This is a genomic window from uncultured Pelagimonas sp. (assembly GCF_947498515.1).
In the GTDB taxonomy this organism is placed as follows: domain Bacteria; phylum Pseudomonadota; class Alphaproteobacteria; order Rhodobacterales; family Rhodobacteraceae; genus Pelagimonas.
Genome location: NZ_CANMKO010000009.1, coordinates 77273 through 90783, shown reverse-complemented (window position 1 = coordinate 90783; position 13511 = coordinate 77273). Strand labels below are relative to the sequence as shown.

Sequence of the window (13511 nt, the reverse complement as noted above, 5' to 3'; positions counted from 1 at the left end):
GGGGCCGGTCAACCGGCTTGGACAAGGGCACACGATTGGGCGCATGGCAGTCATACCGACTTCGGGTTCAGCGAAAGCGCTGGCGCATCCGTGCATTTCGCAAGCGACGCGATTTGCGCCCCGTCGCCAATCGTACTGCCGATATTGCCCCGTCTGATATCCTTCTGTTTTCAACTCAACGGAATGAGGGCGTGCGCCTTCCGTGGTTCCTGAAATACTATCGGGACATGGGGGTTAACCACTTTTTCTTTGTCGACAACGACAGCACCGATGGCTCCCTCGACTATCTCGCCAAACAACCGGATGTTTCGGTTTGGACCACCCAGGCTAGCTATAAACGATCCCGCTTTGGGGTGGATTGGTTGAACTGGTTGGCGCTGAAATATGCGCATGATCATTGGGCGTTGACCGTCGATCCGGATGAGCTGTTTTTGTATCCCTTTTGCGATACGCGACCTTTGCGTGCCCTAACCGATTGGCTTGACGCTTCGTCAATCAAGTCCTTTAGCGCCATGCTACTAGATATGTACCCCAAGGGACGGATCGACGCGCAACCTTATCAAGTCGGGCAAGACCCGCTTGAAATCGCGTCTTGGTTTGATGCTGGCAACTATACGGTTGAAAAGAACAAGCAGTTCGGAAATTTGTGGATTCAAGGCGGCCCACGAGCGCGGATGTTCTTTCAGGACAAACCCAAGTTGGCTCCGGCCTTGAACAAAATTCCACTGGTCAAATGGAACCGGCAATATGCCTATGTAAGCTCGACCCACAACCTCCTGCCGCGTGGACTAAATCAGGTTTACGATGAGTGGGGTGGTGAAAAAGCCAGCGGCATTCTGCTTCACACCAAATTTCTCGACACATTTGCAGTCAAAGCCGAAGAGGAATTGGCTCGAAATCAACATTACGGGGCCAGCCGAGAATACATCGCCTACGCAGAGGGCGTTAAGGACAATCCCGACCTCTGGTGCAAGTGGTCTGAAAAATACATCAACTGGCGCCAGCTGGAGATTTTGGGCCTGATGTCCAAGGGGAACTGGGCATGAGCGTCGGGATCGTCATGCTCGTTCATACCGCGCTTGACCGAGCCGAAGAAGTTGCACGTCATTGGACACGGGGCGGCTGCCCGGTTGTGATCCATGTCGACAAAATGGTGCCTCGCAAGACCTATGACGCCTTTGTCGCGCGGCTTTCCGATACGCCAATGGTGTTGTTTTCCAAGCGTCACCGGTGCGAATGGGGCACTTGGGGACTTGTGGCTGCCTCTCAAGACGCATCGGAACTCCTGCTCGAAAAGTTCGAAGAGGTGCGCCATGTTTATCTGTCGTCCGGGTCGTGCTTGCCGCTACGCCCTGTTGAAGAGCTTGTTGATTACCTAGAACAACGCCCGCGCACCGATTTTATCGAAAGCGCCACAACCGCCGATGTTCCTTGGACCGTCGGTGGGTTGGATCAAGAACGGTTTACGATGCATTTCCCGTTCAGTTGGCGAAAGAACCGATACCTCTTTGACAAGCTTGTCGAATTTCAACGCGCCGTCGGGTATAAACGCCGCATTCCACGCGGCTTGATCCCCCACATGGGGAGCCAATGGTGGTGTCTGACCCGGCAAACACTTACCGCGATCCTTCAAGATCCAGAACGTGAAAAGTTTGACCGCTATTTTCGCCACGTCTGGATTCCTGACGAAAGCTACTTTCAAACTTTGGCGCGTTTGTATTCCACAAACATCGAAAGCCGATCTCTGACACTCTCTAAGTTCGACTTTCAGGGCAAACCGCATATTTTCTACGACGATCACCTGCAATTGCTTCGGCGGTCTGACTGTTTTGTTGCGCGCAAAATCTGGCCCGAAGCCGCGCGTCTTTATGATGCGTTCTTGACAGACCCCAACGGGGCCATGTCGCAGCAAGAGCCAAACCCCGGCAAAATTGACCGCATTTTTGCCAAAGCGGTCGATCGACGGACACGTGGACGCCCGGGCCTTTTCATGCAAAGTCGTTTCCCGAATTTGGGCTGGGAAAATGGGGTTACGGCCGGGCGCTATTCCGTATTCCAAGGGTTTGCAGAGCTGTTTCAAGATTTTGAAAGCTGGCTTGCCCGCGCCACCGGCGCACAAGTGCATGGCCACCTTTACGGCCCTGATTGCGCCGAATTTTCTGGCGGGCAGACGGTCATCAATGGGGCTTTGTCCAATAACGCCAGACTTCGTGATGCCAACCCGCGGGCATTTCTGACCAACCTTCTTTGGAACACCCGTGGCGAACGGCAGTGTTTTCAATACGGACCGCATGACAATCCCAAAATCAACTGGCACATGTCGCGCGACCCAAATGCCCAGATCAGCGTGATATCGGGCGCTTGGGCTGTACCTCTTTTCAAATCCAACGCCAATTTCGCGGAAATTCGGGCCGAAGCCGCCGCCTTGCAAAAGATCGAGAGCAAGATGCTCGATGAATTGCGCAGTCCTGACGTCAAGGCGAGGGTGCGCATCTGGACCATGGCCGAGTTTATCGAAGCGCCGATGGAACCCCTGCAGGTGATCATTGACGAAATTGGTCAGAAAAGCCTACGCCGCCTTTCTGAAGCACCGCGTTTGGAAGATCTGGCCGGATTTGGGCAATTCTTGCAAAACCTGAAAAACCAAGGGATGCACCCATATTTGATGGGCGACTTCCCGGTGGACCCTGCCCCGCGCAACCTTCCCGGTGGCCATCGTAAACCTTACTTGATCAAGAAATAGGCCCTTTGAATGTCTGATCGTTTCGACTGTTTCGTGGTGTTCGCCGAAATGCGCACCGGGTCCAATTTCCTGGAGGCCAATTTAAACGCTTTTGATGGCATCACCTGCCATGGTGAGGCCTTTAACCCGCATTTCATTGGCTACCCAAATTCAGAAGACATCCTTGGCATCACGCAAGATGAACGTGACGTTGACCCAACTCGGCTGCTCGGCCAGATTCGCAAGGCAACACCAAGTGGCATTGGAGGGTTTCGCTATTTCCATGATCATGATCCGCGAATACTGAACAGCTTGCTGACCGACCCCAAGATCGGTAAGATCATTCTGACCCGAAATCCCGTCGACAGCTATGTTAGCTGGAAGATCGCTCAAGCAACCGGCCAGTGGAAACTGACCAACGTCAAACGGCGCAAAGACGGGCAGGCACAGTTTGACGCGACTGAGTTTGAACAGCACCTCGCCGATCTACAGGCCTTCCAAGTGCAGATCATGAATACGCTGCAACGCAGTGCACAGACCGCGTTTTATGTTGCCTACGAGGACCTTCAAGACGTCGACATCATGAACGGCCTGGCAAAGTGGCTTGGTGCCTCGTCGCATTTGGACAGCCTGAACACAGCGTTGAAGCGGCAAAACCCGCAGCCCGTTTCCGAGAAGGTTAAAAATTTCGACGAAATGGAAGGGTCTTTGGCGCGGCTTGACCGGTTCAATCTGACTCGCACCCCAAATTTTGAACCCCGTCGAGGGCCGGTTGTACCGTCCTATGTTGCGGCTGCGAAAACGCCGCTTTTGTACATGCCGATCCGCTCAGGTCCAGAAACCGCGGTTTGCCAATGGTTGTCTTCTTTGGACGATGTTGACGACAACGCGCTTGAACGCAATTTCAAGCAAAACACGCTTCGGGCTTGGAAACGTCAACGACCCGGCCACCGTAGTTTTACCGTGATCCGCCATCCGTTGGCACGTGCGCATGAAGCATTTTGTTCGAAAATCTTGACCACCAAAAAGGGCAGTTTCGCGGGTATCCGCAAAACTCTACGTCGCGCGCATAATCTGCCTATTCCAGAGGGTGAACCCGACGACGAGTACACAGTTGATGCCCATCGCACGGCCTTTACGTCCTATTTGGCATGGACCAAGGCCAACTTGTTGGGGCAAACGGCGGTTCGGGTCGACGGGCATTGGGCGACACAGGCACAGTGCATCCAGGGCATGTCCGAGTTTACATTGCCGGATATGATCATTCGTGAGGATGAAATGGCTCTCTACTTGCCGGCATTGGCTATGCAGGTCGGACACACAGCCCCGCCAGAACCAACGGCAAACCCAAATTCAGCGCCCTATGCGCTTGCACAAATCTATGATGACCAAATAGAAGCCTTGGCCCGTGAGGCGTACATGCGCGACTACATCATGTTTGGGTTCGACAACTGGGCGTGAAAACCAGATGGCCCTGACACCCGCATAGGAACGGATACGCATTTTGCGCGCATCAGCCCCGCGCCAGTCAGGCCGCTTTGACAGATTCCGTTTCTGTCAGGATAGTATAAAGCGTTATCGGATCCGGGTTCGCCCGAAGCTTGGCGCAGAGGTTTGCCTCACGCAGGTTGCGCGATACCAAAGCGAGCGCCTTGAGATGTTCCACACCGGCGTCTTGAGGGGCAAACAAAGCAAAGGCCAGATCGACTGGCTGACGGTCAACTGAATCAAAATCGACCGGCTTTTCCAATACCAGAAAGGCCCCGACAACCGATTCCAGCCCGGCGATACGGGCGTGTGGCAAGGCTACACCCTGCCCCACACCAGTTGGTCCAAGCGTTTCACGCTCCATCAATGCATCGACAATCTCTTGCGATGGCAGACCATACGCCGAAGACGCCAGATCGGCGACCTCGTGCATAAGTCGCTTTTTGCTAGAAGCCGACGCAATAGTCTTTACGGCCTCAGGCTTAATGAGATCAGCGAATTTCATAGTCTACCTGTATTCAGAGCGCTTGTCGCGACACTCCGGCTTTATGGATCGATCCAGCCGATATTGCCGTCTTCACGTCGATACACGACGTTCACGCCATCCTTTTTCTCGTTGCGGAACACCAGAACCGGCGCTCCGGCCAATTCCATCTGCATCACGGCTTCACCCACTGTGAGAGATGGGATTTTTGTCTCCATCTCAGCCACGATAATGGGCTGCAGCGATTCAGGCTCTTGTGCTTCCGAATCCGTATCGCTGGCGAGGATATACGAGGATGCACCGAATATTTCAACGGGCTCTGTTCTATCTTTGTGGTGGTCTTTCAACCGACGCTTGTAGCGACGCAGCTGTTTGTCCAATTTTTCACCACAGTCATCAAAGGCTGCGTAAATTTCAGTCGCATGTGCTTTGGCTGCTGCTGTCAGCCCGGTCGACAAATGAACCGTAGTTTCACAGACAAATTCGTGCCCGCTTTTGGAGAAGATAACATTCGCATCTGTAGGTCGCTGTGAATACTTTTGTAAGACAGTCCCTAGTTCGTCTTTCACGTGGGTTTGCAAGGCGTCGCCAATGTCGATGTGCATTCCCGTGATTTGATAGCGCATGTTGAATCCTTTTTGTTTTTGGCAACCAAGACGATACGCGCTGGCCAAGGCCAGGTGTTCGGTTAGTCGCTTTTCAGGAAAGGCACTTGGCACCGGCTTGTCAAAACCCGTCCCCTAAAGCGGAAACAACGGTCAGACAAAGATCCAGCAAACCAAAATGCCATGCCCTATTTGACGGCGGAAAGTAGGGGAGAGTCAATGACAACGATCAAGAAAATTAGGCCAACTGCCTAACAAAGCGTCGCAGGCAAAACCTTAATGGCACTCAACCAATGCGAAAGTTGTCGCCCAAATAGACGCGACGTACATTTTCGTTGCGAACCACTTCTTCGGGGGTTCCAGACATCAAAACCTGACCATCATGGAGGATGTAAGCACGGTCAACGATCTCGAGAGTTTCACGTACGTTATGGTCTGTGATCAAAACGCCCAAACCGCGCGTTTTAAGGTCGGCAACTAGATGGCGAATGTCGCCCACACTAATAGGGTCGACCCCGGCAAAAGGCTCATCCAGCAAAAGGTATTTGGGATCAGCCGCCAAGCAACGCGCGATTTCAACGCGACGCCGTTCGCCACCCGAAAGGGCAAGCGCCGGCGCACGCCGCAGATGTTCGATCGAAAACTCACCCAGCAATTCTTCGAGGCGCTCGCGACGGCGGTGCCGGTTTTTCTCTGCGATATCCAGAACCGCGCCGATGTTGTCCTCAACAGACAGGCCGCGAAAGATCGACATTTCCTGTGGGAGATAGCCGATCCCCATGCGAGCACGGCGATACATCGGAAGATAGGTCGCATCGCGCCCATCAATCATGACCTGCCCGCCTTCGGGGTTTACCAGCCCGGCAATGGCATAAAAGGACGTGGTTTTCCCCGATCCATTCGGGCCAAGAAGTGCAACCGCCTCACCTCGGTTCAAACGTAGCGACACATCACGGATCACCACTCGTTTGGCATAGCTTTTGCGCAGATGCTCAATGACCAAACCGGCCTGACCATCAGTTACTGTTAACTTTGGATCCGCCATTACTGGCCGTCCTGATTGAGAACCGTCTTCACCCGCCCCGACATCTGGGCCGTCCCGGCCTCAAGATCGACAGTCATCTTTTGCGAGGTCAGCGCGCTGGTCCCTTGGGTCAACAAGACGTTGCCCGTCATAATGACAACGCCCTTTTCAAGGGAGTAATCGGCACGTTCCGCCTCGGCCGCCTCGGTGCCACTGACCATGGTTACGCCGCCGGTGGCTTCCATCCGCTGGATTTTCTGGGCCGCCTCGGAATAGACCACCAAGACCCGTGGTGCCGCCAAGCGCATCTCACCCTGCGCAATAATCACGTTGCCAGTATAAAGAGCCGTGCCGTCCTTTTGGTTTACCGACAAGGAATCTGCGGTGACTTCGACCGGGGCCTTGGTGTCTTGGTTCCCACCAAAAGACACCTGCGCCCCCTGAGCCAAACTCATAACGGGCAGCAATACAGCTGCAAAGAAAACGGCAATCAATCGGGTCATGCGGTGGCACTCACTTGTTTTGTGGCAGATATAGCAGCTTTACACCGCCCGTGAACAACATTTGTATGTCTTCGCCGCCCGGAACAGTTTCAATTCTCATTTTTCCCGCTTCGAGGGTCCCCAAGGGCCCCTGCCCGCGCACCGCACCTTCGCTTTCGGCTTCGATCCGATCGATCCCGGACACAAGTGTTTGCGTGGTCAAAACGTAGCCAGTTGAGCTTTCGATCTGGACCCCATCGCGCAGCGTGACCTGCTGATCACCATCTTGCAACGTGGCCCGCTCGGCTTTGAGGCGGATTTCGGAGCCGTCCTGCAATTGCAATCGTGCCGACACCTCTTCGGCTTCGATTTCACCGGACGGCTTGGGCAAAGCTGATCGCGCGGTCATTGTGACCATGTCACCCCGCTCAGTTGTTCCGGCATAATAGGGGGCGCTGACCATTTCGGTCACGGCGTCCCCCGCCCGCTGCAAGGCATCTGCAAACGGCACTTCGTTCACAGGGTCGCTGCTGCGTGAGAACAAGAAAATCGTCGACAACAACCCCAACGCCACAACAGGCAGCAGGATTTTCAGCCAGGCAATAACGTTGGAGTAGAGCCCCTGGGATCGGGCCATGGATCAGCCCTTTCTCTCATCAAGCATGAGCAAATATATCGCTATCTGGCCAACCTTCGAGGTCAAGCAACGCGCGCGTCGGCAAGAAATCAAAACACGCCTGCGCCATGTCTGTGCGACCTTCCCGCGCCAAGCGGTCGTTCAGCGCCTCACGCAACCGGTGCAGATACAAAACATCGGACGCCGCATAATCCACCTGTGCCTTGGTGAGGTCTTGGGCTCCCCAATCGCTGGATTGCTGTTGTTTGGAAATGTCGACGCCGATCAACTCCTGCGTCAGGTTCTTGAGCCCATGCCGGTCCGTATAGGTGCGCACCATCTTGCTAGCTATTTTGGTGCAATAGACCGGTGCCGTCAGAGACCCAAAGGCATGATACATCGCCGCAATGTCAAAACGCCCATAGTGAAAGAGTTTGAGGACCGTCGGATCAGTCAAAACGCGCTCAAGGTTTGGGGCTGACTTTTGACCTTTGGCAATCTGAACCAAATGAGCGTTCCCATCACCACCCGACAGTTGCACAACACACAACCGGTCACGCTGGGGAACCAAACCCATAGTTTCACAATCGATGGCCACAATTTGGCCCAAGTCCAAATCATCCGGCAAATCGCCCTGATACACGTGATTGGCCACGAATGCCCCTTTCTTTGTTACCTGAGTCACCTGATCCGTTCAGGTCTGAGCCCGACATATCCACCGAAAGGCGGGCTTTCAACTCACCGACTTAGGCACCTGCGCCACATTTCGCCGTCTTGCGTCCCAATTCAGACCAGATTCGGGCGAAATTGGGCACAAATGTGTCAAAGACATGCCTCGATTCGGACGCGACCCTCACGCTTTTCCGAAAATTGTAACATTCCGTGATGAGGTGTTTTCGTGCGTAGATTGTTCGCGTTGTGACAAACCCAACAGGCGGGAACCTCGGAGTATTCCCCTGCTGCAAATCTCATTAGCTTCGGCAAACCCAGTACTTGGCCTTGTTTTGTTGGCAATTACTGTTTCCGTTTCAACGTATAATCGCGCTTGCGTCGCCGTGATGGCGCCATCTTTCACGTCCGCTTACCTTTCCGAACGCAAAATCGTTTCTGCCCCCGCAACAATGCCTCGGCAGTTTTGATATTACTGTTTCCGCACCCAAACTCTCTTAGGACGAGCCCTATAGGCTCCAAATCTGACGCCAATTAGCATCAAGGCCGCCTTACGGGGAATAAAACCCGAGGTGTCGCATATATGAAAACGCACGATTTTGGGACAGTGCAACCCATTCATTCCACAGCACATTTCAACCAAAACGTGTGTTGAAACGACGATGTTGACGCAGAAGCGCCTCATTGTCATAACAAAGAGGTCGAGCGGATATGACAAATTCACGTCACATTTCGCACAAACCGGCACTTGGGGGTTAGTGCTTCACTTCGGGAGTAAATGGTCAGTCTGCTGCTTTAAACTGCGCCTAGATCTGTAAAACTTGAGGCGATTTCGCCGAAACCTTTCAACGTTCCGTCTGCTCGGAGCGGCGGTCAAGTTTTGCCTGAACCTAGCCAGAACCGCTTCGGGTCCTGAACATGCTTCCGTCACGATTGGCTCAAGGGAGGTCAACTTGACACTGCACATTCGCCAGCCGCTGCCCACGGCAACAATCGATGCCCTGATTGACGAAGCCCTGTTCGCAAAGTCGAGCGCGTCTTCTTACCGTGACATGTTCAAGCGCACCTTGGACGTTACGCTGGTTCTGATCGCAGCCCTACCTGTTCTGTTCTTCGTACTGGTTTTTGCTGCTCTGGTTGCCTTGGATGGCAAATCACCTTTCTACATGCAAAAACGTGTCGGCCAGAACGGTCGCATCTTCCGCATGTGGAAACTGCGCTCGATGGTTACCAACGCTGACGAAGCGCTGGCCAAGCATCTGGCCGCTGATCCTGCCGCTCGTGTTGAGTGGGACCGCTTTCAAAAGCTGAGCCATGACCCACGCATCACCAAAATTGGTCAGCTGATCCGCAAGACTTCGGTCGACGAGCTGCCACAGCTTTGGAACGTTTTGCGTGGCGACATGTCTTTGGTTGGTCCGCGCCCAATGATGCCTTGCCAGCAAGAAATCTATCCTGGCACCGCATATTATGCTCTGCGTCCTGGTATCACTGGCTTCTGGCAGACTTCGGTTCGCAATGAATCGAGCTTCTCTGAGCGCGCTGCTTTCGACACCGCTTACCTGCGTGAGCTGTCCTTTATCACTGATGTGAAAACCATCCTGAAGACATTCAAGGTTGTTGTTCGCGGCACTGGCTGCTGATCGCATCCCATCCAACCATGACTGGCCCCGTCCTTTTGGCGGGGCTTCTCTGTGTTTGACGTTGAGAAACCATTTGGCCATGTTAAGCGCGCACAAAAGGAGTTGGCATGCCCCCTAGCGTTTTGTTTTTGGATCATTTGGTTCTGACCGTCTTAGACATCCCAACGACCATCCAATTTTACGAAACTGTGCTTGGAATGCATGCGATAGAGTTCAATCCGGCGGATGGTTCAACGCGTTGGGCGTTAAGCTTTGGAGCACAGAAGATCAACTTGCACCCGGTCGGTGGCGAGTTTGACCCAAAATCCAACCAACCAACACCGGGCAGCGCCGACCTTTGCTTTCTGTCCGATCAGCCACTAAGCGAATGGCAGGGCCATTTGGCCACCCATGGGGTGCAAATAGAAGAAGGCCCCGTGCCCCGAACCGGGGCAACAGGGCCAATTCTATCACTTTATGTGCGTGACCCCGATCACAACCTGATCGAGATTTCGAACCGTGCTTAACTCCGCTCGGCTGCGGTACGCAATTTGGTCATCAGGACTTGCAGGTTTTCCAACGTAAGGTCGTTGGTCAATCGCCCTTCATCATCAAATTGCTTAAAGGACTGTGCCAGTCCGATTTCAGGACCAATCACAAAGCGCGGCTGCGAATAGACAAGGGCCTCACGCGTGGCAACTTGGGCCCGCTCCCCACCTGCACGACCCGCTGCAGCCGAAATAATCACGACGGGCTTGTCCTGCCATGGGTTACCTTCGACCCGGCTAATCCAATCAAAGGCATTCTTTAGGACGCCAGGAATGGACTTGTTGTATTCGGGAGTAGAGACAATGATCGCATCCGCCGCAGCAATCAGATCTGCAGTGGACTGCACAGTCTCTGGTACGCCTTCGGCCTGCTCCAGATCACCATCGTAGAGCGGGAAGCGGATGTCTGCGAGAGAGAACTCAGCTGATCCAAAGAGCCGTGCTGCTTCTTTGACAAATTTCGTATTGGTTGAGTCGACGCGCAAGGCACCGCTAATCCCGACAAGCTTGAGCTCTGCCATCTTCATCTCCTATCAAACTGTTGTGTTAGACATAGAAAACAGAAAACGCCGCGTCTATTCGCGGCGTTCCCATAGTATATGTGCATTTTCGCACCAAAGTGCGAAAAATGAAATTAAGCGTTCGGCAGAATGACGATCTCAACACGACGGTTTTGCGCTTTGCCTTCCGGCGTCAGGTTCGACGCAATCGGTTGATCTTCACCCTGACCGATCGATTGAACGCGACCTGACGGCACACCTTCAGAGAGCAAAACACTGGCGACAGAACGCGCCCGACGTTCAGACAGGTCAAGGTTATAAGCGGCTTCACCGTCACTATCGGTATGTCCAATAACCTGAGCCGTGGTGTCCGGATAGGCCAAAAGGCTTTGAGCCACATCACGCAAATCTGACGTCAATGTCGGGCGCAGTTCTGCACTGTCTGTCGCAAACAGAATATCCTGTGGCATGGTCACAATGAGGCGGTCACCCGTGTTGCGAATGCCTACGTTATTGCCAAGCTGCTGGCGGAGCTCAGCCTCTTGTTTATCAAGTTGGTTGCCGATTAGGCCACCGGTCGCCGCACCTACAACCGCCCCCGCAACCGTTGCGGCCGTGTCGCCACCACCTGCCAGGTTACCAGCAACAGCGCCCAAGCCGGCGCCAATTAGGGCACCAGATTTGGCTTTGCGGTTCGGGTCGGTTTCTTCGAAAACCGGACCAGATGTACAGGCGGTTAGGCCAAGCGCGGCCGCAGCCGCAAGAAAAATCGGGGAAGTTGCCCGGATCATGATATGCCTCTTTCGTGTTATCGCCCCGTTGAATGGGGTCATTCACTGCTGATATACAATATCATGAGGTCTGAGCGCACTGTTGTCACGGGGAAATCGGCGATTTGCTGCCCATCACGGACCCATTACGCTTCGACGCGGGCCGCCTCCCAAGCAAGGATAGCCCGTTTGACCGGTATCCCCCAATGATAGCCGCCAAGCCCACCGGATTTGCGCAAAGCCCGATGACACGGGATGAGAAAACTGATCGGATTACGTCCGACGGCTGTGCCCACGGCCCGCACCGCTTTGGGCTTGCCTATACTTCCCGCCAATTCAGAATAGCTTGTGACATGCCCCGACGGGATACGCATCAAAGCCTCCCATACTTTGATCTGCATGGGCGAGCCGATCAAGTATAGCGGCACCTCACCCTCCTGTTGGACCCCAAAGGCGTTAAGAACCCAAGGCCGCAAAAACATCGGATCCTCGACAAAATCAGCTTTGGGCCAACGCGAGAGAAGGTCCTCAAAAGCAGCGTCTTCGCCGCTTTCCGAGGCAAAGGCGATTCCGCAAATACCTTTGGCTGTGCCAGTCACCAAGGCCGGGCCAAACGGGCTTTCGAACCAGCCCCAGAAAATGGTCAAGCCGGCCCCGCCTTTGGCATAGTCACCCGGGCTCATCGCCTCCCACCGCAAGAACAAATCGTGCAATCGTCCACTTCCGGACAGGCCCGTCGCATGAGCGGTTTCAAGGGTGGTGAAACGGTCGGCCAAAAGCACCTTGGCGTGACCCAGTGTCAGATATTGTTGAAAACGTTTTGGAGACACACCGGCCCAGCGTGTGAAAATCCGTTGAAAATGAGCCGGGCTCATTCCCATGGCAGAGGCCAATTCATCAAGGGTTGCATGCTCCCCCATACCGTCGATCATCTCAATCGCACGGCGCATAACTTGGAAATGATATCCGTCCTGAGGTAGATCTTCGGGCATGGCGTGTGTCCTTTGCTGTCCACACCAATCTAGCGATGCGCCAGCCCCACTGCGACCCGGATTTTGCGAAAAGCTCAGGCGCGGTGCTTTTGCATATCCCCGCCTCGACGGCGACGCTCTGCCATCAACAACGCCACTTGTGCGCGGGTCAAACAGGGACGGGCGGCTTGGGAATGAAAGACACCGCGTGGCGGATAGAGACCAGTTTCGGGCAAATGCAGCGGGTCCGGCGGCGGCACAAACAGGCTCTCGGACCAAATGCCATTCACTTGGATCACCTGATGGCGCGTGAAGAGGAGGTGATGGTACACATATCCAGCTTGAGAAACCGCCGGAACTCTCGGCTTTGACAGGAAGCGCGCCGGAGCCAAAACTTCATCTTCGCCAAACAACAATTGAACATCTGCACCTCCCAACAGAACCTGATGATCGGGCGACACCTCGACAAAACCAAACGGGGCCTCGGGGTCAACAAGCTTGGACCAGATGCGCACCGGAGCCAAACGCGTATTGCGCCGCATACGCAACAACGGCACTTGAAACCGACCACTCCAACGAAGCGGTTGATACCCATAGTCGCGGGTCAAAACCTTGTCACCCCGACTAAGCCAAGCGATTGGCACCTCCCCCTTTTGTGTCATTACCCGGCTATTGGGTCCAAAACAGGGCACATCGCAGCGATCCAAGTGAGACGTTGCATGGGCATCTGTCACATTACGCGCGCCCAACAAAGGATAGGAGACCCCCGGTTGCAGAGGCGCAGAGGTGATGTAGCCAACATGGACACCGTCAATTTCAACGCAATCCAGATAGATGAGATCACCGCCTGGCCCCTCAACCTCATAATAACTGTCCGCGCAAATGCGACCACGCGCGATGACATGCCCGCCCCCGTCCGCAGTCTTTGCAACATGCCCGGACAAGCTACTTTGGCCTGTTCGATGATCAAACTGACATATAACCCCATCAACAAAAGAAAATTCCACCCG

At 54.2% G+C, this 13511-nt stretch carries 15 protein-coding genes; 5 read left to right on the top strand and 10 right to left on the bottom strand.

The window, feature by feature from the left end; all coding sequences use genetic code 11:
* Positions 1 to 35: 35 nt before the first annotated feature.
* The 3 genes from Q1A43_RS17125 to Q1A43_RS17115 are packed head-to-tail and all read left to right on the top strand — an operon-like array spanning position 36 to position 4183.
* Complete coding sequence (locus Q1A43_RS17125; protein ID WP_299937366.1) at positions 36 to 1046, top strand: glycosyltransferase family 2 protein; 1011 nt, start codon at positions 36 to 38, stop codon at positions 1044 to 1046.
* Positions 1043 to 2743 carry a beta-1,6-N-acetylglucosaminyltransferase gene (locus tag Q1A43_RS17120; RefSeq protein ID WP_299937192.1) on the top strand — a complete coding sequence of 567 codons (1701 nt, stop codon included), beginning with the start codon at positions 1043 to 1045 and terminating at the stop codon, positions 2741 to 2743. The genes Q1A43_RS17125 and Q1A43_RS17120 overlap by 4 nt, the downstream gene beginning before the upstream one ends.
* A gap of 9 nt (positions 2744 to 2752) precedes the next feature.
* A complete protein-coding gene (locus Q1A43_RS17115) occupies positions 2753 to 4183 on the top strand; it encodes a sulfotransferase family 2 domain-containing protein (protein WP_299937188.1) in 1431 nt (476 codons plus the stop codon).
* A 67-nt stretch (positions 4184 to 4250) separates the two neighbouring features.
* Here the strand turns inward: Q1A43_RS17115 and Q1A43_RS17110 are convergent, their stop codons facing one another.
* From Q1A43_RS17110 to Q1A43_RS17085, 6 genes are all read right to left on the bottom strand, one after another.
* Positions 4251 to 4715, bottom strand: a complete 465-nt coding sequence (locus Q1A43_RS17110) for a PTS sugar transporter subunit IIA (RefSeq protein WP_299922981.1) — start codon at positions 4713 to 4715, stop codon at positions 4251 to 4253.
* Between the two features lie 41 nt (positions 4716 to 4756).
* A complete protein-coding gene (raiA, locus tag Q1A43_RS17105; protein ID WP_299922979.1) occupies positions 4757 to 5320 on the bottom strand; it encodes a ribosome-associated translation inhibitor RaiA in 564 nt (187 codons plus the stop codon).
* 265 nt (positions 5321 to 5585) lie between these two features.
* Positions 5586 to 6344 (bottom strand): LPS export ABC transporter ATP-binding protein, encoded by a 759-nt coding sequence (gene lptB / locus Q1A43_RS17100; RefSeq protein WP_299922977.1) that lies wholly within the window; start codon positions 6342 to 6344, stop codon positions 5586 to 5588.
* Positions 6344 to 6778 carry a lipopolysaccharide transport periplasmic protein LptA gene (gene lptA, locus Q1A43_RS17095; RefSeq protein ID WP_299937185.1) on the bottom strand — a complete coding sequence of 145 codons (435 nt, stop codon included), beginning with the start codon at positions 6776 to 6778 and terminating at the stop codon, positions 6344 to 6346. Before lptA ends, lptB begins: the two co-directional genes overlap by 1 nt.
* A 58-nt stretch (positions 6779 to 6836) precedes the next feature.
* A complete protein-coding gene (lptC, locus tag Q1A43_RS17090) occupies positions 6837 to 7442 on the bottom strand; it encodes an LPS export ABC transporter periplasmic protein LptC (RefSeq protein ID WP_299937183.1) in 606 nt (201 codons plus the stop codon).
* Positions 7443 to 7461: 19 nt separating this feature from the next.
* Positions 7462 to 8076, bottom strand: coding sequence for a ribonuclease H-like domain-containing protein (locus Q1A43_RS17085; protein WP_299922971.1), 615 nt, complete (start codon positions 8074 to 8076; stop codon positions 7462 to 7464).
* A 967-nt stretch (positions 8077 to 9043) separates the two neighbouring features.
* Here Q1A43_RS17085 and Q1A43_RS17080 point away from each other — a divergent pair.
* Both Q1A43_RS17080 and Q1A43_RS17075 read left to right on the top strand, forming a co-directional pair.
* On the top strand, positions 9044 to 9733 hold the full coding sequence (locus tag Q1A43_RS17080; protein WP_299937181.1) for a sugar transferase: 690 nt from the start codon (positions 9044 to 9046) through the stop codon (positions 9731 to 9733).
* 107 nt (positions 9734 to 9840) lie between these two features.
* Positions 9841 to 10239, top strand: coding sequence for a VOC family protein (locus Q1A43_RS17075; protein ID WP_299937179.1), 399 nt, complete (start codon positions 9841 to 9843; stop codon positions 10237 to 10239).
* Here Q1A43_RS17075 and Q1A43_RS17070 read toward each other — a convergent pair.
* From Q1A43_RS17070 to Q1A43_RS17055, 4 genes are all read right to left on the bottom strand, one after another.
* Positions 10236 to 10781, bottom strand: coding sequence for an NADPH-dependent FMN reductase (locus Q1A43_RS17070; RefSeq protein WP_299937176.1), 546 nt, complete (start codon positions 10779 to 10781; stop codon positions 10236 to 10238). The two genes, Q1A43_RS17075 and Q1A43_RS17070, sit on opposite strands and share 4 nt — an antisense overlap.
* A 113-nt stretch (positions 10782 to 10894) precedes the next feature.
* Positions 10895 to 11551 carry an OmpA family protein gene (locus Q1A43_RS17065; protein WP_299922964.1) on the bottom strand — a complete coding sequence of 219 codons (657 nt, stop codon included), beginning with the start codon at positions 11549 to 11551 and terminating at the stop codon, positions 10895 to 10897.
* Between the two features lie 125 nt (positions 11552 to 11676).
* Positions 11677 to 12522 (bottom strand): bifunctional helix-turn-helix domain-containing protein/methylated-DNA--[protein]-cysteine S-methyltransferase, encoded by an 846-nt coding sequence (locus Q1A43_RS17060; RefSeq protein WP_299922962.1) that lies wholly within the window; start codon positions 12520 to 12522, stop codon positions 11677 to 11679.
* 74 nt (positions 12523 to 12596) lie between these two features.
* Positions 12597 to 13508 (bottom strand): Hint domain-containing protein, encoded by a 912-nt coding sequence (locus tag Q1A43_RS17055; RefSeq protein WP_299937174.1) that lies wholly within the window; start codon positions 13506 to 13508, stop codon positions 12597 to 12599.
* Positions 13509 to 13511 lie beyond the last annotated feature (3 nt).

Bases quoted from the DNA above. Each gene is read 5' to 3' on its own strand.
- Q1A43_RS17115 (WP_299937188.1), top strand. From the start codon at position 2,753: ATGTCTGATCGTTTCGACTGTTTCGTGGTGTTCGCCGAAATGCGCACC.
- raiA (WP_299922979.1), bottom strand. From the start codon at position 5,320: ATGCGCTATCAAATCACGGGAATGCACATCGACATTGGCGACGCCTTG.
- Q1A43_RS17075 (WP_299937179.1), top strand. From the start codon at position 9,841: ATGCCCCCTAGCGTTTTGTTTTTGGATCATTTGGTTCTGACCGTCTTA.
- Q1A43_RS17070 (WP_299937176.1), bottom strand. From the start codon at position 10,781: ATGGCAGAGCTCAAGCTTGTCGGGATTAGCGGTGCCTTGCGCGTCGAC.
- Q1A43_RS17060 (WP_299922962.1), bottom strand. From the start codon at position 12,522: ATGCCCGAAGATCTACCTCAGGACGGATATCATTTCCAAGTTATGCGC.
- Q1A43_RS17065 (WP_299922964.1), bottom strand. From the start codon at position 11,551: ATGATCCGGGCAACTTCCCCGATTTTTCTTGCGGCTGCGGCCGCGCTT.
- lptC (WP_299937183.1), bottom strand. From the start codon at position 7,442: ATGGCCCGATCCCAGGGGCTCTACTCCAACGTTATTGCCTGGCTGAAA.
- Q1A43_RS17120 (WP_299937192.1), top strand. From the start codon at position 1,043: ATGAGCGTCGGGATCGTCATGCTCGTTCATACCGCGCTTGACCGAGCC.
- lptA (WP_299937185.1), bottom strand. From the start codon at position 6,778: ATGAGTTTGGCTCAGGGGGCGCAGGTGTCTTTTGGTGGGAACCAAGAC.
- Q1A43_RS17110 (WP_299922981.1), bottom strand. From the start codon at position 4,715: ATGAAATTCGCTGATCTCATTAAGCCTGAGGCCGTAAAGACTATTGCG.
- lptB (WP_299922977.1), bottom strand. From the start codon at position 6,344: ATGGCGGATCCAAAGTTAACAGTAACTGATGGTCAGGCCGGTTTGGTC.